The 26,450-nt window shown below is 64.7% G+C and carries 23 protein-coding genes and 2 pseudogenes; 13 read left to right on the forward strand and 12 right to left on the reverse strand.

Features of this window, described 5'->3' with window-relative positions; translation table 11 throughout:
- Positions 1–74: 74 nt before the first annotated feature.
- The 8 genes from glgA to BN69_RS09880 all read right to left on the reverse strand — a co-directional run bounded on the left by glgA (position 75) and on the right by BN69_RS09880 (position 11,250).
- On the reverse strand, positions 75–1,535 hold the full coding sequence (gene glgA / locus BN69_RS09840) for a glycogen synthase GlgA (RefSeq protein ID WP_014891447.1): 1,461 nt from the start codon (positions 1,533–1,535) through the stop codon (positions 75–77).
- Entirely contained in the window at positions 1,532–2,794 is a 1,263-nt protein-coding gene (gene glgC, locus BN69_RS09845; RefSeq protein ID WP_041926915.1) for a glucose-1-phosphate adenylyltransferase, read from the reverse strand. Before glgC ends, glgA begins: the two co-directional genes overlap by 4 nt.
- Before the next feature lie 225 nt (positions 2,795–3,019).
- A complete protein-coding gene (gene glgB / locus BN69_RS09855) occupies positions 3,020–5,236 on the reverse strand; it encodes a 1,4-alpha-glucan branching protein GlgB (RefSeq protein ID WP_014891450.1) in 2,217 nt (738 codons plus the stop codon).
- A 219-nt stretch (positions 5,237–5,455) separates the two neighbouring features.
- Positions 5,456–7,963, reverse strand: coding sequence for a glycogen/starch/alpha-glucan phosphorylase (locus tag BN69_RS09860; protein ID WP_041926916.1), 2,508 nt, complete (start codon positions 7,961–7,963; stop codon positions 5,456–5,458).
- Between the two features lie 118 nt (positions 7,964–8,081).
- Positions 8,082–8,936 carry an OmpA family protein gene (locus BN69_RS09865; protein WP_014891452.1) on the reverse strand — a complete coding sequence of 285 codons (855 nt, stop codon included), beginning with the start codon at positions 8,934–8,936 and terminating at the stop codon, positions 8,082–8,084.
- 59 nt (positions 8,937–8,995) lie between these two features.
- Positions 8,996–10,114, reverse strand: a complete 1,119-nt coding sequence (dnaN, locus tag BN69_RS09870; protein WP_041927287.1) for a DNA polymerase III subunit beta — start codon at positions 10,112–10,114, stop codon at positions 8,996–8,998.
- A 534-nt stretch (positions 10,115–10,648) separates the two neighbouring features.
- On the reverse strand, positions 10,649–10,942 hold the full coding sequence (locus BN69_RS09875; RefSeq protein ID WP_014891455.1) for a helix-turn-helix domain-containing protein: 294 nt from the start codon (positions 10,940–10,942) through the stop codon (positions 10,649–10,651).
- Positions 10,942–11,250: a type II toxin-antitoxin system RelE/ParE family toxin gene (locus tag BN69_RS09880; protein WP_051013268.1), complete on the reverse strand. Its 309-nt coding sequence runs from the start codon at positions 11,248–11,250 to the stop codon at positions 10,942–10,944. The genes BN69_RS09875 and BN69_RS09880 overlap by 1 nt, the downstream gene beginning before the upstream one ends.
- A gap of 269 nt (positions 11,251–11,519) precedes the next feature.
- On the opposite strand from BN69_RS09880, the gene BN69_RS09885 reads away from it, so the two are divergent.
- Positions 11,520–13,775: a transglycosylase domain-containing protein gene (locus BN69_RS09885; RefSeq protein WP_014891457.1), complete on the forward strand. Its 2,256-nt coding sequence runs from the start codon at positions 11,520–11,522 to the stop codon at positions 13,773–13,775.
- Positions 13,776–13,808: 33 nt separating this feature from the next.
- On the opposite strand, the gene BN69_RS09890 is transcribed toward BN69_RS09885, so the two are convergent.
- The 3 genes from BN69_RS09890 to BN69_RS09900 all read right to left on the reverse strand — a co-directional run bounded on the left by BN69_RS09890 (position 13,809) and on the right by BN69_RS09900 (position 15,451).
- Positions 13,809–14,642 (reverse strand): FTR1 family iron permease, encoded by an 834-nt coding sequence (locus BN69_RS09890; protein WP_014891458.1) that lies wholly within the window; start codon positions 14,640–14,642, stop codon positions 13,809–13,811.
- 2 nt (positions 14,643–14,644) lie between these two features.
- Positions 14,645–14,986, reverse strand: coding sequence for a cupredoxin domain-containing protein (locus BN69_RS09895; protein WP_014891459.1), 342 nt, complete (start codon positions 14,984–14,986; stop codon positions 14,645–14,647).
- 123 nt (positions 14,987–15,109) lie between these two features.
- On the reverse strand, positions 15,110–15,451 hold the full coding sequence (locus BN69_RS09900; RefSeq protein ID WP_014891460.1) for a hypothetical protein: 342 nt from the start codon (positions 15,449–15,451) through the stop codon (positions 15,110–15,112).
- A gap of 171 nt (positions 15,452–15,622) precedes the next feature.
- On the opposite strand from BN69_RS09900, the pseudogene BN69_RS18475 reads away from it, so the two are divergent.
- The 5 genes and pseudogenes from BN69_RS18475 to BN69_RS19200 all read left to right on the forward strand — a co-directional run.
- A pseudogene (locus BN69_RS18475) lies at positions 15,623–16,812 on the forward strand (DUF2235 domain-containing protein).
- Positions 16,813–17,001: 189 nt separating this feature from the next.
- Entirely contained in the window at positions 17,002–17,193 is a 192-nt protein-coding gene (secE, locus tag BN69_RS09915; RefSeq protein ID WP_014891463.1) for a preprotein translocase subunit SecE, read from the forward strand.
- A 24-nt stretch (positions 17,194–17,217) separates the two neighbouring features.
- Positions 17,218–17,748, forward strand: coding sequence for a transcription termination/antitermination protein NusG (gene nusG, locus BN69_RS09920; RefSeq protein WP_014891464.1), 531 nt, complete (start codon positions 17,218–17,220; stop codon positions 17,746–17,748).
- 150 nt (positions 17,749–17,898) lie between these two features.
- Positions 17,899–18,246 carry a hypothetical protein gene (locus tag BN69_RS09925; RefSeq protein WP_014891465.1) on the forward strand — a complete coding sequence of 116 codons (348 nt, stop codon included), beginning with the start codon at positions 17,899–17,901 and terminating at the stop codon, positions 18,244–18,246.
- A 26-nt stretch (positions 18,247–18,272) separates the two neighbouring features.
- Positions 18,273–18,353, forward strand: a pseudogene (locus BN69_RS19200) (transcription termination/antitermination protein NusG); the annotation flags it as partial.
- 3 nt (positions 18,354–18,356) lie between these two features.
- Here BN69_RS19200 and BN69_RS09930 read toward each other — a convergent pair.
- Positions 18,357–18,617, reverse strand: a complete 261-nt coding sequence (locus tag BN69_RS09930; protein WP_014891466.1) for a hypothetical protein — start codon at positions 18,615–18,617, stop codon at positions 18,357–18,359.
- A 99-nt stretch (positions 18,618–18,716) separates the two neighbouring features.
- Between BN69_RS09930 and BN69_RS09935 the strand changes: the two genes are divergently transcribed.
- From BN69_RS09935 to BN69_RS09965, 7 genes are all read left to right on the forward strand, one after another.
- Entirely contained in the window at positions 18,717–19,064 is a 348-nt protein-coding gene (locus BN69_RS09935) for a hypothetical protein (protein ID WP_173370392.1), read from the forward strand.
- Positions 19,065–19,320: 256 nt separating this feature from the next.
- Positions 19,321–19,767: a 50S ribosomal protein L11 gene (gene rplK / locus BN69_RS09940; RefSeq protein WP_014891468.1), complete on the forward strand. Its 447-nt coding sequence runs from the start codon at positions 19,321–19,323 to the stop codon at positions 19,765–19,767.
- 4 nt (positions 19,768–19,771) lie between these two features.
- Positions 19,772–20,476, forward strand: a complete 705-nt coding sequence (rplA, locus tag BN69_RS09945) for a 50S ribosomal protein L1 (RefSeq protein WP_014891469.1) — start codon at positions 19,772–19,774, stop codon at positions 20,474–20,476.
- Between the two features lie 253 nt (positions 20,477–20,729).
- Positions 20,730–21,614, forward strand: a complete 885-nt coding sequence (gene sucD / locus BN69_RS09950) for a succinate--CoA ligase subunit alpha (protein ID WP_014891470.1) — start codon at positions 20,730–20,732, stop codon at positions 21,612–21,614.
- A gap of 69 nt (positions 21,615–21,683) precedes the next feature.
- On the forward strand, positions 21,684–24,671 hold the full coding sequence (locus tag BN69_RS09955) for a 2-oxoglutarate dehydrogenase E1 component (protein WP_014891471.1): 2,988 nt from the start codon (positions 21,684–21,686) through the stop codon (positions 24,669–24,671).
- Positions 24,672–24,698: 27 nt separating this feature from the next.
- Positions 24,699–26,012: a 2-oxoglutarate dehydrogenase complex dihydrolipoyllysine-residue succinyltransferase gene (gene odhB / locus BN69_RS09960; protein ID WP_014891472.1), complete on the forward strand. Its 1,314-nt coding sequence runs from the start codon at positions 24,699–24,701 to the stop codon at positions 26,010–26,012.
- Positions 26,013–26,115: 103 nt separating this feature from the next.
- On the forward strand, positions 26,116–26,385 hold the full coding sequence (locus BN69_RS09965) for a BQ00720 family protein (protein WP_083858728.1): 270 nt from the start codon (positions 26,116–26,118) through the stop codon (positions 26,383–26,385).
- Positions 26,386–26,450 lie beyond the last annotated feature (65 nt).

Here is a 26,450-nt window from a genome sequence, read left to right on the forward strand (position 1 = left end):
TACGCCAATCGTTAGGGTTCCCTCTCCCGCGAAAGCGGGGGAGGGACAGGGAGGGGGCCTCGTCCCAGCAACGATCACGCTGACTGCGCGGCGGCGACCGCGTCCTCAAAAAGCTTCGCGTATCGGCGCGCCGGATTGCGCCAGGAGACGTCCGTTTTCATGCCGTTGATCTGAATCTTGCGCCATGCCGCCGCATCGCCAAACAGCCGTTCGGCATCGCGCAGCGCGATGGCGAGCGCTTCCGCAGTCGTCGGCGAAAATTGCAGGCCCGTCGCGACTCCCGCCTGCAGCGCCATTTCATTGGCGTCGATGATCGTATCTTTGAGCCCGCCGACGCGCGAAACGATCGGGACGGCGCCGTAGCGCAGCGCATAGAGCTGCGTCAGCCCGCAAGGCTCGAAGCGCGAGGGAACGAGAAAGCCGTCGGCGCCGGCCTGAACCATATGCGCGAGTTCTTCGCTATAGCCGATATGGACGCCGACTCGTCCAGGATGCGCCACCTCGGCGGCCGCAAATCCTTCTTCGAGCGTCTTGTCGCCGGCGCCGAGCAGCGCCAGTTGCGCGCGGCCGCGCATCAGCTGCGGCAAAACGTCAATCAGCAGATCAAGACCTTTTTGCCAAGAGAGGCGGCTGACGACGCCGATAAGGAAGGCGTCGGGATCGACGCGCAGTCGCAGACGTTGCTGCAAGGCCGCCTTGTTCCTGGCGCGCGACGGCAGACTCCAATGATCATACCGCGTTCCAAGATGCGCGTCGGTCGCCGGATCCCACGTCTCTTCATCGACGCCGTTCAATATGCCGCTCACGCGATCCGAGCGCGCCCGCAACAGGCCCTCAAGGCCCATGCCGAATTCCGGCGTCTCGATCTCGCGTGCATAGCTTGGCGACACTGTCGTGATGCGGTCGGCGAGTTGCAGGCCGGCCTTCAGAAAGCCGATCGCGCCGTAATATTCGACGCCGTCGATGTCGAACGCGCGCGGCGGCAGTCGTAACGGCGCCAGCAGCTCCTTGGAGAATTGTCCCTGGAAGGCGATGTTGTGGATGCTGACGACCGTCGCCGGCCGCGGCCGCTCCGCATAATGCATATAGGCCGGCGCAAGCGCCGCCTGCCAGTCATGCGCATGCACGACGTCCGGCGCAAATTCATCGAGCGCGCCGAGCCCGATCTGCGCGCCGGCCCAGGCGAGCGCCGCGAAGCGGAAGGCGTTGTCGGAATAATCGGCGCCGTCCGCTCCCGTATAGAGTCCGCCTTCGCGCGCATAAAGATGCGGCGCGATCAGCGTGTAGATGACAACGCCGTGATGGCGCGCCTCATGAATCCACGCCGGGCCGCCGAAGAGATCATCGAATTCAAGAACCGTTTCGCCGGCGCGCAGCGCGTCGAGAACGCCAGGATAGCCCGGAATGAGCGTGCGCAGCTCGATGTTTTCGGCGGCGAGCGCATGCGGCAGCGCGCCGACGACATCGGCGAGTCCGCCGGTCTTGACGAAAGGCGCCATTTCCGAAGCGACGGCCAGCGCGCGCAACACGCTCATGCGCCGAGCCTGTCGATCATCGGCTGGGTGATGAGACAGATCCCGCCCTCGGTGCGGCGGAAACGCGCGGCGTCGAACGCCGGGTCTTCCCCGACGACAAGGCCCTGCGGGATCTGCACGCCGCGGTCGACGACGACATTGGCAAGCCGCGCCGAGCGGCCGACGTCGACATAGGGCAGGACCACGGCGTTCTCGACGGTCGCGTAGGAATTCACGCGCACGCCGGTAAAGAGCAGCGTTCGGCGCAGCGTCGAGCCGGAGACGATGCAGCCGCCCGAGACGAGCGACGAGAGCGCTTGCCCCCGCCGACCGACCTGATCATGCACGAATTTCGCCGGCGGGGTGATTTCGGCATAGGTCCAGATCGGCCAGTTGCGATCGTAAAGATCGAGCTGCGGCGTGAAGTCGGTGAGATCGATGTTGGCCGCCCAATAGGCGTCGACCGTGCCGACGTCGCGCCAATAGGCGTTGGGCTCGCTCGCCGCGCGCACGCAGGAGCGCTCGAAATGATGCGCGACCGCCTTGCCGTGCGAGACGATGTAGGGAATCACATCCTTGCCGAAGTCATGCGTCGAGCGCGCGTCGGCGGCGTCGCGGCGCAATTGCTCGTAAAGGAACTTCGCCTCGAACACATAGATGCCCATGCTGACGAGGGCGCGGTCGGGATGTCCCGGCATCGCCGGCGGATCGCTGGGCTTTTCGATGAACGACAGAATCCGGTCGTTTTCGTCGACATGCATGACGCCGAAGCCCGACGCTTCGGCGCGCGGCGCCTCGAGACAGCCGATCGTCACATCGGCGCCCGAGTCCACATGCTGCTGCAGCATGGGCTCATAGTCCATCTTGTAGACGTGATCGCCGGCGAGCAGCACGATATATTTGGGATCATAGCTCTCGACGATGTCGAGGTTCTGATAGACCGCGTCCGCCGTGCCGAGATACCAATGGTCTTCCGAAACGCGCTGGCTCGCCGGCAGAATGTCGAAGCTCTCGTTGCGCTCGGTGCGAAAGAAGCTCCAGCCGCGCTGCAAATGGCGGATGAGGCTGTGCGCCTTGTATTGCGTCGCCACGCAAATGCGCCTGATGCCGGAGTTGAGCGCATTGGAGAGCGCGAAGTCGATGATGCGCGACTTGCCGCCGAAATAAACCGCGGGCTTGGCGCGTCTGTCGGTCAATTCCATCAGCCGCGCGCCGCGGCCGCCGGCGAGGACATAGGCCATGGCGTGGCGCGCGAGCGGCGGATTGTCAAAGACGGACATCGCTACTTCCCATCAAGCCGACGCGTCCATCATCGGGCGAATGGCGCAACGTCGGCCTCATGCTGAGCAGCCGGCGAAGCAGGCGTCTCGAAGCGCGGGGGCGACGCTTGTCGCTTCTCGGAATTTCCTCCTCATTCGAGACAGTCTCTTCGGGACACCTCAGGATGAAACCCTTGCCCCAGTCTCTTGAAGCGGACATCTTCATCGTCCCACGCGATTCGATCTTCATTTTAGTTCATCGCTTTCGAATGCGAAGAAGAGAGTCGAGAGCGGCGGCAGAAGAATTTCGGCGCTTGCCGGAAAGTCGCGGAACGGTTCGGCGCGCGCATGAATGGCGCCGAGATTGCCAAGTCCAGAGCCGCCATAGATAGCGGCGTCGGAATTGACGAGCTCGCGCCAGCGACCCGGACGCGGCAAGCCGATACGGTATGCGTTACGCATCACCGGCGTGAAATTCGACACGACCACAATGGCGCGAGAACGATCGGCGCCGAACCGCGCGAAGGCGAATGCCGAGCTCTCCGCGTCATCCGCGACGATCCATTGAAAGCCTTCGGCCTCGCAGTCGCGCGCGTAAAGCGCCTCGTTTTCGCGATAGATGCGGTTGAGATCGCGGATGAACGCCTGAAGTCCGCGATGTGGGCGAAAATCGAGCAGGCGCCAGTCGAGCCCGCTTGCGAAATTCCACTCGCTCGTCTGACCAAACTCCTGGCCCATGAACAGCAGCTTTTTGCCGGGATGGCCCCACATGAAGCCATAATAGGCGCGCGCCGTCGCGAAGCGGCGCCATTCGTCGCCGGGAATCTTGCCGACGATCGCGCCCTTGCCGTGCACGACCTCGTCATGAGAGATCGGCAGCACGAAATTCTCGGTGAAGGCGTAGAGCAGACCGAAGGTCATCTCGTTATGCCGCCATTTGCGATGGACAGGGTCGGATGAGAGATAGCGCAGCGTGTCGTTCATCCAGCCCATGTTCCATTTCAAGCCGAAGCCGAGTCCGCCCGCAAATGTCGGCCGCGTCACGCCGGCCCAGGCGGTCGATTCCTCGGCGATGGTCACGACGCCGGGATACAGCGCGTAGACGAGCTCGTTGAACCTTTGAAGAAAGGCGACGGCGTCGCGATTGTCGTTGGAGCCGTCGGGATTGGGCGACCATTCGCCCGGCTTTCGCGAATAGTCGAGATAGAGCATGGAGGCGACGGCGTCGACGCGCAGCCCGTCGATGTGGAAGCGGTCGAGCCAATAGAGCGCGCTGGCGATCAGGAAATTCGCCACTTCGCGCCGCCCGTAATCATAGATCGCGGTGTTCCAGTCGGGATGAAAGCCGCGCTTGGGATCGGCATGCTCATAGAGCGGCCCGCCGTCGAATTGCGCGAGGCCATGTTCGTCGGTCGGAAAATGCGCCGGCACCCAGTCGAGAATGACGCTGAGGCCCGCCTGATGCGCGCGATCGACGAAACGCCGGAAACCATAAGAGTCACCGTGCCGCCGCGTCGGCGCGAAAAGCCCGATCGGCTGATAGCCCCAGGAGGCGTCGAGCGGGTGCTCATTGATCGGCATCAGCTCAATATGGGTGAAGCCGAGATCGGCGACATAGGGCGCGAGCTGATCGGCAAGCTCGTCATAGGTGAGAAAGCGCCCATCCTCGCCGCGCCGCCACGACGGCAGATGAACCTCATAGATCGACATGGGCGCGCGTCGCGGATCAACTTCGGCGCGCGCGCGCATGTGACTCTCATCGCCCCAGTGATAGGGCGCGTTCGATGCGACGACGGAAGCTGTCGACGGCCGCAGCTCCGCCTCGAAGCCGAGCGGATCGGCCTTGAGCGGCAAGAGCGCGCCGTTACGCCCGATAATTTCATATTTGTAATTCGCGCCGGCGCCGACGCCGGGAACGAAGATCTCCCAGACGCCGCTGTCGATCCGCTTGCGCATCTGCGCGCGGCGCCCATCCCATTGGTTGAAGTCGCCGACGACGGAGACGCGCTTTGCGTTCGGCGCCCAGACGGCGAAATGCGTTCCTTCGACGCCTTCATGCGTCAGCACATGCGCGCCGAGCTTCTCGTAAAGCTTCTGATGCGCGCCTTCGACGAGAAGATAATCGTCCGTTGCGCCAAGCACGGGCGCGAAGGAATAAGGGTCGGCGAATGCCCATCGCGCCGCGTCATTCGAGGCGACAAGGCGATACGGCGCGCGCGCCTTCAGCGGCGTCAGCCCTTCGAAAAAGCCATCTACGCGCATGCGCTCAAGCGGCGCGATCACGCCGCCGTCCGGCGCAACCGCCTCCACCCCCGTCGCGCCGGGAACGAAGGCGCGGATCGCCCATCCGGCAGGCGTTTCATGCAGGCCGAGCACCGCGAAGGGATCGCCATGGCGCGCGCCGAGGATGGCGTCGATGTCGTCCGCAGAAGCGCGCCAGTCGGCCTCGGTCATTTCGTTCATTCAAGCGAGCCCCCCTTCTCCCGCTCGCGGGAGAAGGCGTCATGCGAAGCGTGACGGATGAGGGAAATTGCAAGCGCCCTCACCCCACCCGGCTTCGCCGGGCCACCCTCTCCTGTCTTACGGGAGAGGGAATGCGCGAACTAATTTGCTCTGTGGAAGTTAGCATCGCTGAAGGCGCCGCGACAGTGAAAATGCGCGCCTCATCATCGAGGGCCGGCCTCACACAGCGACATTCCAGATCTCTTGCGCATATTCGCGGATCGTGCGGTCGGAGGAAAACCACGCCACCCGCGCCGTGTTGAGAATGCTCGATCGCCGCCACGCCTTCTGATCTCGCCAGCGCGCGTCGACGCGGCGCTGCGTCTCCCAATAGGCGTCGAAATCCTTCGTAACCAGAAAGTGATCGTAATAGGTGAGCGTATCGACAAGCTGCGCATAGCGGTGCGGATCGTCGGGCGAAAAAACCCCGGCGGCGATGGCCCGCAGCGCCTCGGCGAGACGCGGACTGGCGGCGATCGTCGCGCGCGCGTCGATGCCCTTGGCGCGGCTCGCCTCAACCTCCTGCGCGGTGAGGCCGAAGATGAAAATATTGTCGTCGCCGACCCGCTCCAAAATTTCGACATTGGCGCCGTCCAGCGTGCCGATGGTGAGCGCGCCATTGAGCGCGAATTTCATATTGCCGGTGCCCGAGGCTTCCATTCCCGCCGTCGAAATCTGTTCCGACAGGTCGGCCGCCGGAATGATCGTCTCGGCGAGGCTCACATTGTAGTTCGGCAGGAACACGATCTTTAAGAGGCCGCGCGTCGCGGGATCGGCGTTCACGACCTTCGCCACGTCATTGGCGAGCTTGATGATGAGCTTCGCCTGATGATAGCTCGCGGCGGCCTTGCCCGCGAAGATCTTCACCCGTGGCGCGAAGTCGCGCGCCGGCTGCGCGATGATGTCCTGATAGAGCGCGACGGCGTCAAGCACGTTCAAAAGCTGGCGCTTATATTCATGGATGCGCTTGATCTGCGCATCGAACAGCGCGGCAGGATCGACTAAGACGCCGACGCGCTCGAAGATCGTCGTCGCGAGACGCGCCTTGTTCTCGCGCTTGGCCGCCGCGCACCGGTTCTGGAACTCCACGTCATCGGCGAACTTTTCGAGTTCGATCAGTCTTTCCGGCTGATCGAAGACGCTGGCGCCGATCGTTTCAACAAGCAGTCGCGAGAGCGGCGGATTGGCCTCGAGCAGCCAGCGGCGGAAGGTGACGCCATTCGTCTTGTTGACGATGCGGTCGGGGTAGAGCCGATGGAAATCCTTGAACACCGTCTCCTTGACCAGCGCGCTATGCAGCGCCGAGACGCCATTCACCTTATGCGAACCCAGAAACGCGAGATGGCCCATGCGGACATGCCGGCCGTTATGTTCGTCGATGAGCGACACCGAAGACAGCGTTGCGGGATCGCTGGCGCCTTTGGCGCGCAACGAGTCGAGATGCATGGCGTTGATGAGATAGATGATCTGCATGTGGCGCGGCAGCAGCCGCTCCATCAGCTGCACCGGCCAGGTTTCGAGCGCTTCCGGCAAGAGCGTGTGATTGGTGTAGGAGAAGGTCGCCTGGGTGATGCGCCAGGCCTCTTTCCACTCCACGCCATGGACGTCGACGAGAAGCCGCATCAGCTCGGCGACGCCGATCGCCGGATGCGTGTCGTTAAGCTGAATCGCCACCTTGTCGGCGAGTCTGTGGATGTCGCCGGTCTGTCTCAGGTGGCGGCGGATCAGATCCTGCAGCGAGGCCGAGGCGAAGAAATATTCCTGCCGCAGCCGCAGCTCCTGTCCCGCGGGCGTCGCGTCGCTTGGATAAAGAACCTTGGAAATCGCTTCGGCGCGGGCCTGCTCCGATTGCGCGCCGACGTGATCGCCCTGATTGAAGGCGTCGAGGCGCAGCGCGTCGGGCGCGCGCGCCGACCACAGGCGCAGCGTGTTGACGTGCTTGCCGCGCCACCCGACGACAGGCGTGTCATAGGCCACGGCGACGATGGTTTCGCCCGGCCGCCATACATGCGCGAGCATTCCATCGGCGAGGCGCGAACTTTCGACATGGCCGAAGAAGCCGACGTCATAGGTGATTTCCGGCCGCGGGAATTGCCAGGAATTGCCGAAGGAGAGCCAGTCTTCGGGATATTCGTGCTGCCAGCCGTCCTTGAGCGTCTGGCGGAACAGGCCGTGGTCGTAGCGAATGCCATATCCCATGGCGGCGATTTCGAGAGTCGCCATGCTGTCCATGAAACAGGCGGCGAGGCGCCCCAGCCCGCCATTGCCGAGCGCCGCATCGGGCTCCAGCGCGCGCAGCACATCGAGATCGACGCCAAGTTCGGCGAGCGCGTCGCGCATCGCCCGGGTCAGGCCGAGATTGGTCAGCGTGTCGATGAGCAGACGGCCGATGAGAAATTCGAGCGAGAGATAATAAACGCGGCGCCGGTCTTCCCGATAGTTGCGCTTCGTCGACTCCAGCCACGAAGGAACGAGCCGGTCGCGGGTCGCGAGCGCGGTCGCGACGAACCAGTCGCGCGGGCTGGCGTCGGCGTTGTCCTTGCCGACCGTATAGGTGAGACGCCGCTGCACGTCGTCGCGCAGCGCGGCGACGACGGCCTTGTGAGCGGCCTCGGGCGGGTCGAAAGCGTTCAAGGCGATCCCTTCGCGACGGACCGGATTTCCGGTCCAAGATGTCTCAGATGGCATGTCTCAAAAGAAAATGTCTCAGAAGCGGCTCGATGAGAACCTGCTCCACCATTTTGATTTCGAGCGATTCCTAATCGATCACGTGATTCCATGCGATCGGGAAGCGCTCCAGCCGCGATCATCGAACCTCAAAGGTGAGGGCGCGGTTTTCCGCCTGATCCGGTTCGCCATGGGATGCGACGAGGCGGCGCCCGCCGACGCCCCGACCCTCGAGATATCCCATCGCCGCCTCTGCGCGCCGCTGCGCCAGCGCGTCATTGGGCGCCCTGGCGCCCGAACCCCGAACGTGGCCGCTGATCTCGATCGTCGCATATTCCGGGCACCGGCGAATGACCGCCGCCGCCTTGTCGAGCGCGCGCGCCGACAAAGACGTCAGCCGCGCGCTGCCTTTGGCGAAGGCGAGTTCGCCAGGCGTCGAAGAGGCTTCAAGGGCGGTCCGGCAATCGGCGAGCGTCATGCCGCCGGAGACGGCCGCCGTGGCTGACGCGCTCGGCCCTTGCGCGCGGACAGGCGAAATGGCCGCGCCGGCGGCGGCCGTTTCATCGGCGGGCGGCGACGTCGCGGGCGGCATGTCGGCGCCCGCGCTGTTTGTCGGCGCGGCGAAGCGGCGGCGCTCGTCCGGGTCGGACTGGCCGATCACGACCGCTCCGACCCAGAGCAGCGAGGCGGCGACCAGCCCGACGGCCCAGCCCTCATGCGCCCAGATCGACCGATGCCGCGCCAACGCGCCGAGCGCGGCGCCGATAATCAAGACGGCATAGGCGGCGAGCGCGCCCTCGACCAAAGGCGCGGCGGCGGCGAGCGCGCCGAGACGAACCACAAGCACGCCGACGCCGAAAGCGAGCGCGGTCCACACCAGCCAGCGCGCGACGACGCCGTTTTCGGGCGCGCGTCGAGTCAACGCCCCGGCGGCGGCGCCGATGGCGAAACAGGCGAGCAGCCACGGCCAGAGGCGAGAGAATTCAACAAGCACGCCCCGACCCTAACGGGCTGGAGGCGTCTCTCCAAGACTTAAAGGCGTCGTTCCGAGACTTAAACGCGCATCGGCATCAAGACATAGAGCGCAGTGGCCCCGTCGCGGTCCTGCACCAGCGTCGGAGAGCCGGGGTCGGCGAGCTTGAACAGCGCCGTGTCGCTGTCGAGCTGCTGGGTGATGTCCAGGAGGTAGCGGGCGTTGAAGCCGATATCGAGCGGCGGCCCATCATAATCGGCTTCGAGCTCCTCGACCGCCGAGCCCTGGTCCGGATTGGTGACGGACAGCACGAGCTTGCCCTCGGAGAGCGAGAGCTTGACGGCGCGGCCGCGCTCGGAGGAAATCGTCGAGACGCGGTCCACCGCCTTGGCGAAGACGTCGCGCTCGACGGTGAGCCGCTTGTCGTTGCCGGCGGGAATGACGCGCCCGTAATCGGGGAACGTGCCGTCGATCAGTTTGGTCGTCAGCAGCGCGTCGCCGAATGTGAAGCGCATCTTGTTGATCGAAAGCTCGACCGAAACCTCTCCTTGCGCATCCTCGATGAGACGCTGCACTTCGGTGACGGCCTTGCGCGGCAGGATGACGCCCGGCATGCCCGCGCTGCCTTGGGGCGCAGGAAGCTCCAGCCGCGCCAGACGGTGGCCGTCGGTCGCGACGGCCCGAAGCATCGGCCGGCCCTCGACGTCGAGCGTGTGGAGATAGATGCCGTTGAGGTAATAGCGCGTCTCTTCGGAAGAGATGGCGAACTGCGTCTTTTCGATCAGCCGCTTGAGATCCGCCGGCGCGAGCGCGAACTTATGGCTGAAATCGCCGGAGGTGACGTCGGGAAAATCGCTTTCGGGAAGACTCGACAGATTGAAGCGCGAACGCCCGGAGCGCAGCGTCAGCTGCCCGGCGTCGCCGGTCGCCTCCAGCGAGACCTGCGCGCCCTCCGGCAGCTTGCGCACGATGTCATAGAGCGTATGCGCCGGCAGCGTCGTCGCGCCCGGTTGGGAGACCTCCGCCGTTGTCCTCTCAGTGATTTCCAGATCGAGATCGGTGGCCTTGAGCGTCAGCGCGCCATCCTTGGCGGAGAGCAGCACATTCGCCAGGATCGGAATGGTCGTGCGCCGCTCCACCACGCGGTGAACATGGCCGAGCGCCCGCAACAGCGCCGCTCTCTCGATGGTGACCTTCATCGCCGGGAAATCCGTCCGCATATTATTCTTGCGGCGCGGCAGGTCGCCGCGTCGGGGCGGAGACTTTGGCGCGGCAGGGGCGGAAGCGCAAGGGCGGGCGATGGTCTAAGCGAATGATTGTGCATAAGTGCGGGGGGCAGCGGAGCCGAACCGCCGGGTCGCGCATGCCGGGGACATTCGCCATCGAATGGGGAGAGCGCTTTGAAAGCTTCGCAACCACGCTCCGCGGCGGACTTGTCCGCCCTCGACGCTTTCTTTGATGCTCAGGGCTTGCCTTGATGAGCTGGGCTTGCGCGAAGCGTTTCAGACCGGGGCGATTAAGAGGCGCTGGCGTGGCGGCTGGGCGCAGCCATGAAAGCGCAAAAGCTCTCGCGCAAACGCATGGCCGAACGCATGGGAACCAGCCGCAGCTTCATCGCGTTGGATGGCGGGTGAGCTTCGGCGGTCGCCCCATGTGAACGCCCTGCGCCTTGGCCCGGCTGCGGCCGTCGCTTTGCCCATCCGTCGACACTCGCGCTTCGCCGTAATTCATGCTCACACCAATTCGATACGCAGCGAACGGCCAACGGCCTGCGCGGCGCGGCGCAGCGTGTCGAGCGTGACAGACGGGATGGCGGGGTCGAAAAGGCGGTCGAGCTGGCGGCGGCTGGTCTTCATCCGCGCGGCCATCTGAACCTTGGTTAGACCTTGCTCCGCCATCGCGGCGGCAAGCTGCTCCGCAATCATTTCCTTGATGGCGTGGTCTTCGCAGGCTTCCAACATGCCTTGGCTGGCGAGAAATTCATCGAAGGTCTCCTCGCTCACGCCGCCTTTCTTTTTCTGCGCCATTAGCTCACCTCCTTCTTGCGTTTCAGGGCAAGGTCTATGTCCGTCTGCGGCGTCTTTTGCGTTTTCTTGATGAAGCCGTGCAGCAAAATCATATGGCCTTCGCCCATGCAGAAAATCACCCGCGCAATGCGGCTGCTGTCCAGCGCACTGCGCACTTCCCACAAACCATGTCCAAGAGGCGCGCAATGCGGTCGCCCGATCGGCCACCCAAATTCCACTCTCTGAATGTCGACGCCAATCCTGTGACGGTCGGCCTGCGGCAATTCGAGAATCCACTCTCGGACAGGCATCCGGCCTGCCGGGTTCATATAGAACCGCGCCGGCAATTTTTTGGTGCGGTCAATCAAGTGGCTGAGTGTGCCAAAATTGACACATTAATGCAAGCAATTTCTTCGCTGTGAGCCGCGCCATCGTTATGTTTCGCACGGAAATATCCGACCATCCTCATGATTGGCTTTTCCTAGAATCATAAGATCACACGACAAAGGCCCGCCCGCCCTTAACCGGCCCTTAAACGGCCTTCGTTACGCTTCATCAGGCACTTCGGCCCGTGCGGCGGCGACAGGCGAGCAATCCGATGGCGCGCAGCGATAAGCGTCGCGAACCGCGGTTCGACGACGACGAAGACGGCGAATTGCGCGCCGAGCGCCGTCCGCCGCCGCGCCCGCGCGCCCGCGCCAAGTCACGCCGACACTCCCGCTCGCTCTTTGGCGCGCTCATCTATTGGAGCTTCACGCTGGCGCTCTGGGGGGCGATCGCCGGAGGCGGCCTCGCCGTCTATTACGGGTCGCGGCTGCCGCCGATCGACCAGCTCGCGGTGCCCAAGCGCCCGCCCAATATCGCCATCCTCGACATGAACGGCGAGCTTCTGGCCAACCGCGGCGACACGGGCGGCGCGGCGGTCCGGCTCGCGGACCTCCCGCCCTATGTCCCCAAGGCCTTCATCGCCATCGAGGATCGCCGCTTCTATTCGCATTGGGGCGTCGATCCGATCGGCATCGGCCGCGCTATCGTCCGCAACGTCACGGGGCGCGGCGGCATGCAGGGCGGCTCGACGCTGACGCAGCAGCTCGCCAAAAACCTGTTCCTGACGCAGGAGCGGACCATCTCGCGCAAGATCCAGGAGGCGATTCTCGCGCTCTGGCTCGAGCACAAATATTCCAAGGACCAGATCCTCGAACTCTACCTCAACCGCGTCTATTTCGGGTCGGGCGCCTACGGCGTCGAGGCCGCGGCCGAGCGCTACTTCGGCCATGGCGCGAGAACCATCACTCTGTCCGAAGCCGCCGTCCTCGCCGGGCTGATGAAGGCGCCGAGCAAGCTCGCGCCCGACCGCAATCCGGAGGGAGCGGCCGAGCGCGCGGCGCAGGTGATCGCCGCCATGGCGCAGGAAGGCCACATCAGCGAGTCTACGGCGACGACGGCGCTGTCGCATTCTGCGCGCGCGCGGAGCGACATCGGCGCGGGGTCGATCAATTACGCGGCCGACTATGTCATGGACATGCTCGACGACACGATCGGGGCCATCGACCAGGATATCGTCGTCACGACGACGATCGACGCGCGCATGGAGATGGCGGCGGAAGGCGCGCTCAAGCAGGAGCTCGACGACAAGGGCGCCAAATTCGGCGTCGCTCAGGGCGCGCTCGTCGCCCTCGATCCCTCCGGCGCGATTCGCGCCCTTGTCGGCGGACGCGACTATTCGGCCAGCCAGTTCAATCGCGCGGTCTCGGCGAAACGCCAGCCGGGCTCCGCCTTCAAACCCTTTGTCTATCTGACGGCGCTCGAACAGGGGCTCAGCCCTGAGTCCGTGCGCGAGGATGGTCCGCTCGACGTCAAAGGCTGGCGGCCCGAAAACTACAGTCATCAGTATCTCGGACCCGTCACCCTCACCAAGGCGCTGTCGCTGTCGCTCAACACCGTCGCCGTCCGCGTCGGCCTGGAAGTCGGCCCCAAGGCCGTGGCCAAGACCGCGCATCGCCTCGGCGTCCAGTCCGACCTGCAGGCGAACGCCTCGATCGCGCTCGGCACGTCGGAGGTCACGCCGCTCGAACTCGTCGCCGCCTATACGCCCTTCGCCAATGGCGGGATCGGCGTCCAGCCGCATGTCATTCTCAAGGTGAAGACCGCCGCCGGCAAGACGCTCTACCAGCGCAAAAATGCGTCGCTCGGCCGCGTCATCGCGCCGCAATATGTGGCGATGATGAACGACATGATGCGGGAGACGCTGCTCACCGGCACCGCCCGCAAGGCCGAGCTTCCGGGGTGGGACGCCGCGGGCAAGACCGGCACGAGCCAAGATTTCCGCGACGCCTGGTTCGTCGGCTACACGGGCCGGCTGGTCGCCGGCGTCTGGCTCGGCAATGACGACAACTCGCCGACCAAAAAAGCTTCCGGAGGCAATCTGCCGGTCGAAATCTGGAGCCGCTTCATGAGCGTCGCCTTGAAGGGCCAGCCAGCGGCCGGACTGCCCTCGGGCGCCTGGCGGTCGGAGAATATTGCGCTCCCCGAGGAGATCGCCAAGCCGATCGATGACCTCATCGGCTTGTTCACCGGGGAGTCGAGGCCCGCGCCCCGGCCGCAATCCGCCAGAACGGCGCCAGCGCCGCGCCCGCCCGCCCCAATCCCCGCCAACGCGCCCGAGCAACCGCCTGTCGCGCAGGCGCAGCGGGCGTCGCCCGCGCCGCGCGACGCGCCCATGCCGCCGCCGCGGGCGATCGACGATCTTTTGCCGCCCGAAGACATCCCGACGGTCGGCTCCATCGAACGGCCGCGGCAGAGGCGCGGGGCGCCGGAACGAAGCGTTTTCCAGGATCTCTTCGGCGGCGGCTGAGACAGCGGTCGATCGCCGCGCCGCGACCGGCCGCTACTCCGCCGGAGCGCGCGCCGTAGCCGAGGGCGGCCGCGCGGCGAAAAATTTGGTGGCGGCGACAATGGCCGCGAGCGTCGCCAAATACACCGCGACCTGCATGCCGGAAGGCTGGTCGGCGTAGCCGATCAACGTGTGCAGCACCCGGCCGACGATGCTCTTATCCGACAAAATCCATGACGTGTCCCAGGCGGTGTCGGAGAGCGACGTCACGAAGCCCGCCTGCTGCAGAAAAGCGACGCATTGCGCCGCAAGGCCCGAGGCGAGCAGCGTGATGAGCCATGTCGTGACGGCGAACAGGCGACGCGGCGGGATCGCGACGAGCCCATAGAATGTCGCGACGCTCGTGACGGCGCCGAGCGCCAGTCCGGCCAATCCCCCGGCGAAGACGCCCCAGCCGGATTCGCCAGAAGCGAGAACGCCGTAAAGAAACAGCGCCACCTCGGCGCCTTCGCGCAGCACGGCGAGGCCGACGACGGCGGTCAGCGCAAAGAGCGTCTCGTCGCCGCGCGCGACCGCCCGCCCGACGTCGGAAAGGTTCTGCGCCAGCTCGCGCCCATGCTGCGCCATCCAGATATTGTGCCACACGAGCATGACGACCGCGACCGCGAGGATGGCGGCGTTAAAAAGTTCCTGGCCGCTGCCGGCGAAGGCTTGCGAGACCCGGTCAGCGAAGGCGGCGACGATGATCGCGCCCAGCGCGCCGACCCCGACGCCGGCGGCGACGAAGCCGCGCGACCCGGCGACGCCGCGCGTCACGGCCAGAACGATGCCAACGATGAGGCCGGCCTCGATGGCCTCGCGAAAGACGATGATGAGCGCGCCGAGCATGGCTATTCCACGATGACCTCGCCCTTGGCGGCGTCCTCGTGGAACTCGCCGACGAATTTGTAGCGGCCGGGTTTCAGCGACCGAAGCGTGAAGGTCGCCTCGCTGTTGCCGGGGATCACCTTTTCGATCCGAAGGCCCTTGCTTTCAAACTCTTCGGGCGTGGCGTCGAGATTCTTCACCGTCAGCGTCGCCGACTGATTGGCTGGAACGCGAAGTTCGGCCGGTTCGAAGCGGTGATCCTTGATCGTGAGCGTGAAGGCGTTCTCGGCCGCAGCGGCGGAGGAAATACCCAAGACCGAGGCCACGAGGACCCCCACAAAATAGTCGCGCTTCAAAAACCGCATCTCCCGAGTTTGCTGAGCGCCGATGGTCCCGCCGCGTCTCCAGCAAAAGTAAGAACGCCGAAACATGAGGTCAATCAATCTAGTCTGGAGCGCTTCCAAGCTGATGTCGCAGGGCCGCGCGCCTTACCCCGGATAGCCATGCCGAGATTTCGAGGCGCGCAGCAGCGACAGCGCGCGGCCGTCGGCGCCGCTGGAGCAGGCCGACGCCGCCTCGCCGATCTCATTCGAGATCTGGGCGTGGACGCTCCGGTTGACGTGTCCCATCGCGAGATCGTTGTCGATGACGGCGCGATAGCGCGCCACGGCGCCGGCGCAGCCCGGGGCGTCCGGCGGAGGCGCTTCGCCCATCCGCGCCGGCGGCGGGCCCGCAGGTCCGGGAGGAACGATCTGCGGTTGGCGCGCGGCGTTGCAGCCGGCGAGGCCGGCCGCGGCGCATGCGGCCAAGAAAAGCAAAGCTGCGCGCATCCGTTTCTCCGATGCTCGGCTGAAGTTTGGCTTCTCTTAACGGCGAGCGCCCGTCTTGGGCAAATATTTCCTCTTCGCTTGCCGACGCCGCCAAACCGCGTCAGCATCGCCATGCGCCCTGACGCTCTTTTATCGACGGTTGCTCAAGCTTCCCAAGTTGTCGGAGGGAAAATGATTCGCAAGATCGTCCTGCTCGACGGCACATGGAACACGCCGCGCGATTTCACCAACATCTGCAAGAAATCCTGGGACGGGAAAGTCGCCGAAAAGCTCATCCCGCCGAAAGGCGCGGACGGCGTCGAACAGAATGTCCGCTACTTCTCTGGCGTCGGCGCGCAAGGATTCAAGATCGTCGGCGGCGCCGCAGGCCTCGGCCTGCGGACGATCGTGCAGGACGCCTACAATTGGGTCGTCGACAATTATCGGGACGATCAGGAGCTGTACGTCACGGATTTTCGCGCGGCGCCTACGCCGCCCGCGCCTTGGCCGGCCTGATCGGCGACTGCGGCATTAGAAAAACCAGAGACATCGGCATCGCGCGCGCCAACAAGAGCGCGAAAAAGGCCTCCCGGTCGGGCGCGCCGCCGAGCGGTCCCGACATTCAGGCGAACAACCGCATCAAGCTGCTCGGCGTGTTCGACACGGTCGGCTCCTATGGGGTGCCCGCGGGGTTCAGCGGGCTGGCCCCGCTCGGCCGCTACGTCACGCTGATGGCGTTCGGCGGGTTCGAGGATACGCAGCTCGGGGCGCATGTCGATCACGCGCTGCATGCGATCGGGGTCGACGAGCGCCGCCGTCCATTTACGCCGACCTTCTGGACGGTGAAGAAGGGGGAGCCGCATCCTTCGAACATCGAGCAGAACTGGTTTCCCGGCGTCCATTGCAACGTCGGCGGCGGCTATCCGGAATCGGGGCTTTCCGACATTGCGCTGATCTGGATGATCGCGCGCACGCAGGCGCTGACGCGGCTCTCCTTCGACACGGCCGCGATCAGGCGCGCGCTGAAGCCCGATATCGACGGCGACATTCCAGACTCGGCCGAGAAATTTCCCATCGACAGGAATTTTCCGCGCAGCCGCGAGATGTTTCCGGCCGGGGCGCCGGCGAATAGTCTTGTCAGCGCCGGCGGGGACCCCGGGGAGGAGCAGGTCAACGAAAAGGTCCATTGGAGCGTGCTGGCCAAGCTCGGCCGCAGCTGCAACATCTATGGCGCGGCGAACGCCCGTTACGACCCTCCGAATCTGAAGACGGCGATGGCGCGGCTTGGCCCCGATCTCGCGGGAAAGATCGCCGCGCTCACGCCGGAAGAGCGGGATCTGCTGCCGCCGGCGCTGGCGTCGCTTGCCCGGGTCAGCGCGTGACCGCTTCGGCGCGATCGTCCCGCCCGATCGTTTTTCCGCTTGGCGGCGTGGCGGCGAGAGGCTATAAGCGTTAGAATTCGTGGCGCGCGGCCGGCAGGTCCCGCGCCGCGATCGTTTTGCGGCGCGAGTCATTCGCGACGCGAGTCAGAAGGGCGGATCGCACGCCCTCCCGCACAGCCCGGTAGCCGAATGGTCAATCCGTTTCAATTCCTACAGGAAGTCCGCGCCGAAGCGGGCAAGGTCACCTGGCCTTCGCGGCGCGAGACGCTCATCACGACCGGCCTCGTCATCCTGATGGTGCTCTTCGCAAGCTTGTTTTTCGTCGTCGTCGATTCGGCGCTGCGTTTTGGCGTTGGGCTGATGCTGGGCGTCGGTCAATAGACAATTGGAGCTAGTCGCGCCGCTATGAGCATGCGCTGGTACATCGTTCACGCCTATTCGAACTTCGAAAAGAAGGTCGCCGAGGCGATACGCGAGGGCGCGGCGCAGCGCGGACTCGCCGACCAATTCGAAGAAATTCTGGTCCCGACCGAACAGGTCATGGAAGTGCGGCGCGGACGCAAGGTCTCCGCCGAGCGCAAATTCTTTCCCGGCTATGTGCTGGTGAAATGCGAACTTTCCGATCAGGTGTTCTCGCTCATCAAGAATACGCCGAAGGTCACGGGCTTTCTCGGCGCCGACAACAAGCCGATGCCGATCAGCGAGGAAGAGGCGCTACGCATCAAGGGCCAGGTCGCCGACGGCGTCGAGCGGCCAAAGCCGACGATGATGTTCGAAGTGGGCGAGACGGTGCGCGTCGCCGACGGGCCTTTCGCCTCTTTCAACGGCCTTGTCGAGGAGATCGACGAGGCGCGTTCGCGCCTCAAGGTCGCCGTGTCGATCTTCGGCCGGCCGACGCCGGTGGAGCTGGAGTTCGGCCAAGTCGAGAAGGTTTAGCCTTTCACGCTACCCCTGCCGGGAGGGCGTTATCCCTCCCCTTGAGGGGGAGGAAGAGACTCTCGGGTCAACTGGGTTCGTCCCGCGCTTTTTGCAAAATCATGATATGAAGGATTTGCCGCCCAGTGTTCGGCGGCGATGGGAGCCGCGATGAGCGACGAGCCCGAAAATTTCACGCTGGCGCTGCTGCGCAAGATCGACGCGAAGGTGGATACGCTTCGCGAAGACGTGTCGGATATTCGCAAAGTGATGGCGACGAAGAGCGACATCGCCGACGTCCGGTCGGAGCTTCGCTCCGAGATTCATTCGCTGCGCGCGGACGTGGCGTCCGACATGATGGCGCTAGAAAAACGTCTTGGCGATCAGATTTCCGGGCTGCGCCGCTCGGTGATGGAATATCATTCCTCGCAAATCGGGCATGGCGTTCTGCTGACCGAATTCGAAGAGCGCCTGCGCCGCCTTGAGGAGCATGTCGGCCTCACGCCCGAGGGGCATTGAGGCTTCGTCGAGGAAATCAACGAAGCTCGCGGCTTCAGCTCGCCGTTTCGATCTTCGGCCGGGCGACGCCGGTGGAGCTGGAGTTCGGTCGGGTCGAGAAGGTATAGAGCCTAGCGCGCAGGCGCTCTATCCGGCCCGCTTTGTCCCTTGGCGCCGCCGTCCGCGGGCGCATCGTTCCGCTCAGGAAGCGCCACGGCGCAACGCTGCGCTCGGCACGCGGGGCAGACGCCGCGCCATCCGTAATAATAGAGGCCGATCCCCGCGAGCAGGCCAGCCCAGCCAAGCGGCGTCTCGCCCAAGTACAAATTGGAAAAGATCATCGCCGCGAGCCCAGCGGCCATGAAGGCGAGGCGCTTTGCGTAATCCGACATGAACGCTTCCTTTCCTCGATGGAGGTGGGAAGCCGGAGACAAAGGCGCAATGCGACGCTATGTTGGGTCGGCGCATTTCCGCAGTCGATGGAAGCCGCGATGAGCGACGAGCCCGATAATTTCACGCTGGCGCTGCTGCGCAAGATCGACGGGAAGGTGGACGGCCTTCGCGAAGAGATGGCGACGAAGCGCGACGTCGCTGACCTCCGCTCCGAGATTCATTCGCTGCGCGCGGATGTCGCCTCGGACATGATTAATCTCGAAGAGCGCATCGATGAGCGCCTTAAGGCGCAGGAGAAGCGCCTGAGCGACCAGATTTCCGGGTTGCGCCGCTCGGTGATGGAATATCATTCCTCGCAAATCGGGCATGGCGTTCTGCTGACCGAATTCGAAGAGCGCCTGCGTCGCCTCGAAGAGCATGTCGGCCTCACGCCCGAGGGGCATTGAGGCGGACGCTTGGCGGCGCCGTGAGAGGCATGCATATCAGCCAGTCGTCCGAACGCTTCGCGCCCCTCCCCCATCCTTGCTCTTTCTGCCGCCTTCCCCTAAGAACCGCCATTCCTCGGACGGTCCCGCCGCCCGAGGAGATCATACGTGGCGGGTCTGCCCTGACGCCATCGGGGAGCTCCAGACCGGACCACGACCTGCAACCGGCTCCGACGCGTGAAAGATCGCGGCGGGCGCCTTTCGTTGGAGAAAGCAAATGGCGAAGAAAATCGCCGGCTATATCAAACTGCAAGTGCCGGCCGGCGCGGCCAATCCGTCGCCGCCGATCGGTCCCGCGCTCGGCCAGCGCGGCCTCAACATCATGGAGTTCTGCAAGGCGTTCAACGCCAAGACGGGACAGATCGAGAAGGGGACGCCCATCCCCGTCGTCATCACCGCCTATCAGGACCGCTCCTTCACCTTCGAAATGAAGCAGCCGCCGGTCAGCTTCTTCTTAAAGAAGGCCGTGGGCCTCAAGATCGGCAAGAAGCCGGCCTCCGGCTCCAAATTGCCGGGCCGCAACGTCGTCGGAAAGATCACCCAGGCGCAGATCCGCGACATCGCGGAAAAGAAGATCGTCGATCTCAACTGCGCCTCGATCGAATCGGCGATGTCGATGATCGCCGGCTCCGCCCGCGCGATGGGCCTCGAGGTGGTGGAGTAAGACCATGGCGCACATCGGAAAACGCATTGCCAAGTCCCGCGAGGGCATTGAACGCACCAAGCTCTATCCCATCACCGACGCGGTGAAGCTGGTGCGCGAACGCGCCAAGGCGAAATTCGACGAATCCGTCGAGATCGCCATGAATCTCGGCGTCGATCCCAAACACGCCGACCAGATGGTGCGCGGCGTCGTCAATCTGCCGAACGGCACCGGCCGCGTTCTGCGCGTCGCGGTCTTCGCGCGCGGCGCCAAGGCGGATGAAGCCAAGGCGGCGGGCGCAGACGTCGTCGGCGCCGAGGATCTCGTCACGACGGTTCAGGGCGGCACGATCGACTTCGACCGCTGCATCGCGACGCCGGACATGATGCCGCTGGTCGGCCGTCTCGGCAAGGTGCTCGGCCCGCGCGGGCTGATGCCGAACCCGAAGGTCGGCACGGTGACGATGGACGTCGCCGGCGCGGTGAAGGCCTCCAAGGGCGGCGCGGTCGAGTTTCGCGTCGAAAAGGCCGGCATCGTCCAGGGCACGGTCGGCAAGGCCTCGTTCGACGACGGCAAGCTCGTCGAGAACATCAAGGCCTTCGTCGACGCGGTGGCCAAGGCGAAGCCGCAGGGCGCCAAGGGCACCTATATTCAGCGCGTCGCGCTCAGCTCCACCCAGGGGCCGGGCGTGAAGGTCGACGTTGCGAGCCTCGGCGCAGCCCCGCACTGAGCGGAGACCTCTCGATAAAAGCCGGCGGGCGACCGCCGGCTTTTTGTTTTGGTTCATCCAACGTAAAGACTCGCCGCGCCAAAACAGAGGGCGAAAGCGCGACGCGGCCCCCTGTCGCAGGGGCGTTCGCCGCCTTGTGCGGCTGAGCTTTTGTCAATAGGTTCCGCGCGGGCGACGACGGGCGGCGGCTCCGGTTTTTCGCTTCATTCAAAGGCGCGCGCGCCGTTTTCGCTTGCTCCGGGATTTGCGCTTCATGTCCGTGCTGATCGACAAGAACACCAAAGTCATCACCCAAGGCTTCACCGGCAAGACCGCCACCTTCCACTCCGTCCAGGCCCTCGACTACGGCACCAAAATGGTCGGCGGCGTCTCGCCCGGCAAAGGCGGCTCGATCCATCTCGATCTTCCGGTCTTCGACACGGTTCTCGAGGCGCGCGAAAAGACCGGCGCCGACGCCTCCGTGGTCTATGTGCCCCCGCCGGGCGCCGCCGACGCCATCTGCGAGGCGATCGAGGCGGAGATCCCGCTGATCGTCTGCATCACCGAGGGCGTTCCGGTTCAAGACATGATCCGCGTCAAGCGCGCGCTCTGCGGCTCGAAGTCCCGCCTCATCGGGCCGAACTGCCCGGGCGTCGTCACCGCCGGCGAGAGCAAGATCGGCATCATGCCCGCCAATATTTTCTCGCCGGGCTCGGTCGGCGTCGTGTCGCGCTCCGGCACGCTCACCTATGAGGCGGTGTTCCAGACGACGCGCGAAGGCTTAGGCCAGACGACGGCGGTCGGCATCGGCGGCGATCCCGTCAAGGGCACGGATTTTATCGAGGTGCTGGAGTTGTTTCTCGCGGACGAGGCGACTAAGTCCATCATTATGATCGGCGAGATCGGCGGGGCGGCGGAGGAAGACGCGGCCCAATTCTTGAAAGACGAGGCCAAGCGCGGCCGCAAGAAGCCGATGGTCGGATTCATCGCGGGCCGCACTGCGCCGCCCGGCCGCCGCATGGGCCACGCCGGCGCGATCGTCTCGGGCGGCAAAGGCGACGCCGAAAGTAAAATCGCAGCCATGGAGTCGGCGGGCATCAAAGTGTCGCCCTCGCCTGCGAGGCTGGGAAAAACCTTGGTCGAAGCGCTGAAGGGCTAGCGCTGGCCCGCTCATCGCTTCGAAAGTCGTCGGCGCCCTTGAGCGCCGGCGCTTTTAGGAAAGATTGAGATGGCGCGTTTTGAAACCAATGGCGGCGCCGGACCCGCCGCGCCGGTGGGCGCGCGCTCGCCGCAAAATGACTTTCTCGCTTCGACATCCTTTCTGCAGGGCGCGAACGCCGGCTATCTGGAGAGCCTGCTGGCGTCCTATGAGGCTGATCCCGCCTCGGTCAGCGCCGATTGGCGCAATTTCTTCGCCGAGATGGGTCTGCGCCCACAGGAGAAGGTCGCCGACGGCCCGAGCTGGGCGCGGCGCGACTGGCCGCAGCCCCCAAACGGCGAATGGGTGAATGCGATCGTCGGCGAGGCGCCGGCGCCTGTTAAATCGCCAGTCGCTCCCGTCCCCGCGCCGACGCCCGGCGGCGAGGACGTGTTGCGGGCGACGCGCGACTCCGTCCGGGCGCTGATGATGATCCGCGCCTATCGCATGCGCGGCCATCTGCACGCCAATCTCGACCCGCTCGGGCTTGAGCAGCGCTACGATCACGGCGAGCTCAATCCGCAGACCTACGGATTCACCGACGAGGATTACGAGCGGAAAATCTTCCTCGATGGCGTATTGGGCATGCGTTACGCCACGCTCTTCGAGATGGTGACGATCCTACGCCGCACCTATTGCGGGACGATCGGCTTCGAATTCATGCATATCTCCAATCCGGAGGAGAAAGCCTGGCTGCAGGCGCGCATCGAAGGCCCGAAGAAGGAGATCGTCTTCACGCAGGAAGGCAAACGCGCCATTCTCAACAAGCTCGTCGAGGCGGAAGGTTTCGAGAAGTTCCTCGACGTCAAATACACCGGCACCAAGCGTTTCGGTCTCGACGGCGCCGAATCCATCGTTCCGGCGCTGGAGCAGATCATCAAGCGCGGCGGCGCGCTCGGCGTGAAGGAAATCGTGCTCGGGATGGCGCATCGCGGCCGGCTCAACCTGCTTTCGCAGGTGATGGCGAAGCCGCATCGCGCGCTGTTTCACGAATTCAAGGGCGGCTCCTTCCTCCCCGATGAAGTCGAAGGCTCCGGCGACGTCAAATATCACCTCGGCGCGTCGTCGGATCGCGTGTTCGACGACAACAAGGTGCATCTCTCGCTCACCGCCAATCCGTCGCATCTCGAGATCGTCGATCCGGTCGTGCTCGGCAAAGTGCGCGCGAAGCAGGATCAGCATCATTGCGCCGACGGCGACCGCCGCTCGGTGATGCCGCTTCTCATCCACGGCGACGCGGCCTTCGCCGGCCAGGGCGTCGTCGCGGAATGTTTCGGCCTTTCCGGATTGAAGGGCCATCGCACCGGCGGCTCGATCCACTTCATCATCAACAATCAGATCGGCTTCACCACCTATCCGCGCTACTCGCGGTCCTCGCCCTATCCGTCCGACGTCGCGAAGATGGTCGAGGCGCCCATTCTTCACGTGAACGGCGACGACCCGGAGGCGGTCGTTTTCGCCGCCCGCGTCGCCGCCGAATTCCGTCAGCAGTTCCAAAAGCCCGTCGTCATCGACATGTGGTGCTATCGCCGCTTCGGCCATAATGAGGGCGACGAGCCGGGATTCACCCAGCCGCTGATGTATAAGAAAATCCGGGCGCATCGCACGGCGCTCGACATCTATGCGGACCGTCTGATCGCGGAAGGGGTGACGACTCGCGAAGACGTCGATCGCATGAAGGAAGACTGGCGCACGCGGCTCAACGAAGAGTTCGAAGCGGGCCAGAGCTACAAGCCCAACAAGGCGGATTGGCTCGACGGCCGCTGGGCGGGAAAGAAGTCCGGCTGGCAACTTTCCGAGAACGAGCGTCGCGGACAGACCGGCGTGGCGCTCGAGACGCTGCAGCACATCGGCGCCGAGATCACGTCGACGCCGCCCGATTTTCACGCGCACCGCACGATCCAGCGTTTTCTCGACAATCGCAAGGCGGCCATCGAACATGGCGGGCCGATCGACTGGGCGACGGCCGAAGCGCTGGCGATCAGTTCGCTGCTCTATGAAGGCTACAATGTGCGGCTCTCCGGACAGGACAGCGAGCGCGGCACTTTTTCGCAACGTCACAGCGTGCTCATCGATCAGGAGAACGAGGCGCGCTATCTGCCCTTCAATCACATCGCCGAAGGCCAGGGCCGCTACGAAGTCGTCAATTCGATGCTTTCCGAAGAGGCGGTGCTCGGCTTCGAATATGGCTATTCGCTGGCCGAACCCGACGCGCTGGTGTTGTGGGAGGCGCAGTTCGGCGATTTCGCCAATGGCGCGCAGGTCGTCTTCGACCAGTTCATTTCATCGGCCGAGCGCAAGTGGCTGCGCATGTCGGGACTCGTCTGCCTCTTGCCGCATGGCTACGAAGGCCAGGGTCCGGAACATTCCTCCGCGCGGCTCGAGCGCTATCTGCAGCTGTGCGCCGAAGACAATATGCAGGTCGCGAATTGCACGACGCCCGCGAACTATTTCCATATCCTTCGCCGTCAGCTGCACAGAAGCTTCCGCAAGCCGCTGGTGCTGATGACGCCGAAATCGCTGCTGCGCCACAAGCGCGCCGTCTCGCGGCTCGGCGAAATGGGGATGGCCTCGAGCTTTCAGCGGCTGCTCCTCGACGACGCCGAAACGGCGCCGAACGAGACGTTCATCCTCAAAGCCGACGAAAACATTCGCCGCGTCATTTTGTGTTCGGGCAAGGTCTATTACGATCTGCTGGACGAACGCGAGAAACGCGGCGTCGACGACGTCTATCTGCTGCGGGTCGAGCAGCTCTATCCTTTTCCGCTCAAAGGCCTCGTCGCGGCGCTCGGGCGCTTCAAGAACGCCGACGTCGTGTGGTGCCAGGAAGAGCCCAAGAACATGGGCGCCTGGTCCTTCGTCGACTCCTATCTCGAATGGGTGCTGACGCAGATCGGCGGCAAGTCGAAGCGCGCCCGCTACGTTGGACGCGCCGCCTCGGCGTCGACGGCCACGGGCACCATGTCCCGGCACCTCGCACAGCTGAAATTGTTCCTGGAGGAAGCGTTCGCGCCTTGAGACGCGACGCGAGCGAAGAGAGAGCCGATGGCTGAAATACGCGTGCCGACCTTGGGCGAATCGGTGACTGAAGCGACGATCGGCCGCTGGTTCAAGAAGGCGGGCGACGCGGTGCGCGCGGATGAGGCGCTCGCCGAGCTCGAGACCGACAAAGTCACGCTCGAAGTCAACGCTCCCGCCGCCGGCGTGCTCGCCGAGATCGTCGCCAAGGAGGGCGAAACCGTTGGCCCCGGCGCGCTGCTCGGTCAGATCGCCGAGGGCGCCGCGGCGCCGACGAAGAGCGGCGAAACCGCCGGCAAGGGCCCGGCGCCCAAACCGGCGCCGGCCCCCGCAGCGCCCGCCCCCGCAGCGCCTGCGCCCAAAGCGGCCGCGGCTCCGGCCGCGCCGGCCCCGCCGGCCGCGACGACGATGCCGCCGGCGCCCTCCGCCGCCAAGATCGCCGTCGAACAGGGGATCGACATCGCTCAGGTTCCCGGGAGCGGCAAGCGCGGTCAGGCGCTGAAATCGGACGTCGTTCAATTCGCCGCGCGTCAGGCGGCCGCCCCGCAGCCCGCGCAAGAAGGCCGCGTCCAGGAGCTTCCGGCGCAGGAGGCGCGAGTCGAGGCGCCGGCGCCCCGCTTCCCCATCCCGCAGGAAGACGCCCGCCGCGAAGAGCGGGTGAAGATGACGCGCTTGCGTCAGACGATCGCCCGCCGGCTGAAAGAAGCGCAAAACACCGCCGCCATACTGACGACGTTCAACGAAGTCGACATGTCGGCGCTCATCGAATTACGCAAACGCTACAAGGAGGCGTTCGAGAAGCGGCATGGCGTCAAGCTTGGCTTCATGGGCTTCTTCGTGAAGGCCTGTTGCCAGGCGCTGGAGGAGATCCCCGCCGTCAATGCGGAGATCGACGGGACGGACATCATCTACAAGCGCTTCTGCCACATCGGCGTCGCCGTGGGCACGGAGAAGGGACTCGTCGTGCCGGTGGTGCGCGACGCCGACCGGCTGTCGCTCGCCGAGATCGAAAAAACCATCGCCGAACTCGGCCGCAGCGCGCGCGAGGGCGCGCTCGACATCGCCGATCTGCAGGGCGGCACCTTCACGATTTCCAACGGCGGCGTCTATGGTTCGCTGATGTCCACGCCGATCCTGAACGCGCCGCAGTCGGGCATTCTCGGCATGCACAAGATTCAGGAGCGCCCCGTGGTCGTCGACGGCAGGATCGAAGCGCGGCCGATGATGTATCTGGCGCTGTCTTACGATCACCGTGTCGTCGACGGAAAGGAGGCCGTGACTTTCCTGGTGCGCGTCAAAGAGTTGCTCGAAGATCCTGCGCGGCTGGCGCTCGGCTTGTAGCCGCGACCCCTTCAAAATCTCCAAAGGCTACACATCTAATTTCAGACGGCGCGCCGCCTAAGGGCGCCGTCGGCGGGGCGAAAGGACCGCCATGGAGGTAGAGATGGAAATGAAAACCGCCACCGAAACCAGAGAGTCTCCGCTGACGGCCGAGCAGTTCGCGCAGCTTGGCGATGGCCTCATCGCTTATGTGCGGTCAATGCGCTCGGAAGACGTCAATCGGCTTTACCCGCAGGCGCCGCAGATCGCGCCAGGGCTGACGATCTTTGCGCTTTTCGGCGCGGATGGCGCGCCGATCGTGCTCGCGGATTCGGAAGAAGGCTGCATCGGCAACGCCCGTGAAAACCATCTCCAGATGGTGAGCCTGCACTAACCACTCCCACGACAGAGGCGCGCCGCCGGCGCGCCTGCCGGCCAGCCCAAATCAAGCGCGATTCA

The organism is Methylocystis sp. SC2, assembly GCF_000304315.1.
Lineage (GTDB): Bacteria > Pseudomonadota > Alphaproteobacteria > Rhizobiales > Beijerinckiaceae > Methylocystis.

Bases quoted from the DNA above. Each gene is read 5' to 3' on its own strand.
- BN69_RS09890 (WP_014891458.1), bottom strand. From the start codon at position 14,642: ATGCTCGGCGCGCTCATCATCGTCTTTCGCGAGGCCATCGAGGCCGGC.
- BN69_RS09925 (WP_014891465.1), top strand. From the start codon at position 17,899: ATGAGCGACGAGCCCGAAAATTTCACGCTGGCGCTGCTGCGCAAGATC.
- BN69_RS09955 (WP_014891471.1), top strand. From the start codon at position 21,684: ATGGCGCGTTTTGAAACCAATGGCGGCGCCGGACCCGCCGCGCCGGTG.
- odhB (WP_014891472.1), top strand. From the start codon at position 24,699: ATGGCTGAAATACGCGTGCCGACCTTGGGCGAATCGGTGACTGAAGCG.
- sucD (WP_014891470.1), top strand. From the start codon at position 20,730: ATGTCCGTGCTGATCGACAAGAACACCAAAGTCATCACCCAAGGCTTC.
- glgA (WP_014891447.1), bottom strand. From the start codon at position 1,535: ATGAGCGTGTTGCGCGCGCTGGCCGTCGCTTCGGAAATGGCGCCTTTC.
- BN69_RS09965 (WP_083858728.1), top strand. From the start codon at position 26,116: ATGGAAATGAAAACCGCCACCGAAACCAGAGAGTCTCCGCTGACGGCC.
- glgC (WP_041926915.1), bottom strand. From the start codon at position 2,794: ATGTCCGTCTTTGACAATCCGCCGCTCGCGCGCCACGCCATGGCCTAT.
- BN69_RS09930 (WP_014891466.1), bottom strand. From the start codon at position 18,617: ATGTCGGATTACGCAAAGCGCCTCGCCTTCATGGCCGCTGGGCTCGCG.
- BN69_RS09935 (WP_173370392.1), top strand. From the start codon at position 18,717: ATGAGCGACGAGCCCGATAATTTCACGCTGGCGCTGCTGCGCAAGATC.
- BN69_RS09885 (WP_014891457.1), top strand. From the start codon at position 11,520: ATGGCGCGCAGCGATAAGCGTCGCGAACCGCGGTTCGACGACGACGAA.
- BN69_RS09860 (WP_041926916.1), bottom strand. From the start codon at position 7,963: ATGCCATCTGAGACATCTTGGACCGGAAATCCGGTCCGTCGCGAAGGG.
- BN69_RS09880 (WP_051013268.1), bottom strand. From the start codon at position 11,250: ATGAACCCGGCAGGCCGGATGCCTGTCCGAGAGTGGATTCTCGAATTG.
- BN69_RS09895 (WP_014891459.1), bottom strand. From the start codon at position 14,986: ATGCGGTTTTTGAAGCGCGACTATTTTGTGGGGGTCCTCGTGGCCTCG.
- rplA (WP_014891469.1), top strand. From the start codon at position 19,772: ATGGCGCACATCGGAAAACGCATTGCCAAGTCCCGCGAGGGCATTGAA.
- dnaN (WP_041927287.1), bottom strand. From the start codon at position 10,114: ATGAAGGTCACCATCGAGAGAGCGGCGCTGTTGCGGGCGCTCGGCCAT.
- secE (WP_014891463.1), top strand. From the start codon at position 17,002: ATGGTCAATCCGTTTCAATTCCTACAGGAAGTCCGCGCCGAAGCGGGC.
- BN69_RS09875 (WP_014891455.1), bottom strand. From the start codon at position 10,942: ATGGCGCAGAAAAAGAAAGGCGGCGTGAGCGAGGAGACCTTCGATGAA.
- BN69_RS09900 (WP_014891460.1), bottom strand. From the start codon at position 15,451: ATGCGCGCAGCTTTGCTTTTCTTGGCCGCATGCGCCGCGGCCGGCCTC.
- rplK (WP_014891468.1), top strand. From the start codon at position 19,321: ATGGCGAAGAAAATCGCCGGCTATATCAAACTGCAAGTGCCGGCCGGC.
- glgB (WP_014891450.1), bottom strand. From the start codon at position 5,236: ATGAACGAAATGACCGAGGCCGACTGGCGCGCTTCTGCGGACGACATC.
- nusG (WP_014891464.1), top strand. From the start codon at position 17,218: ATGAGCATGCGCTGGTACATCGTTCACGCCTATTCGAACTTCGAAAAG.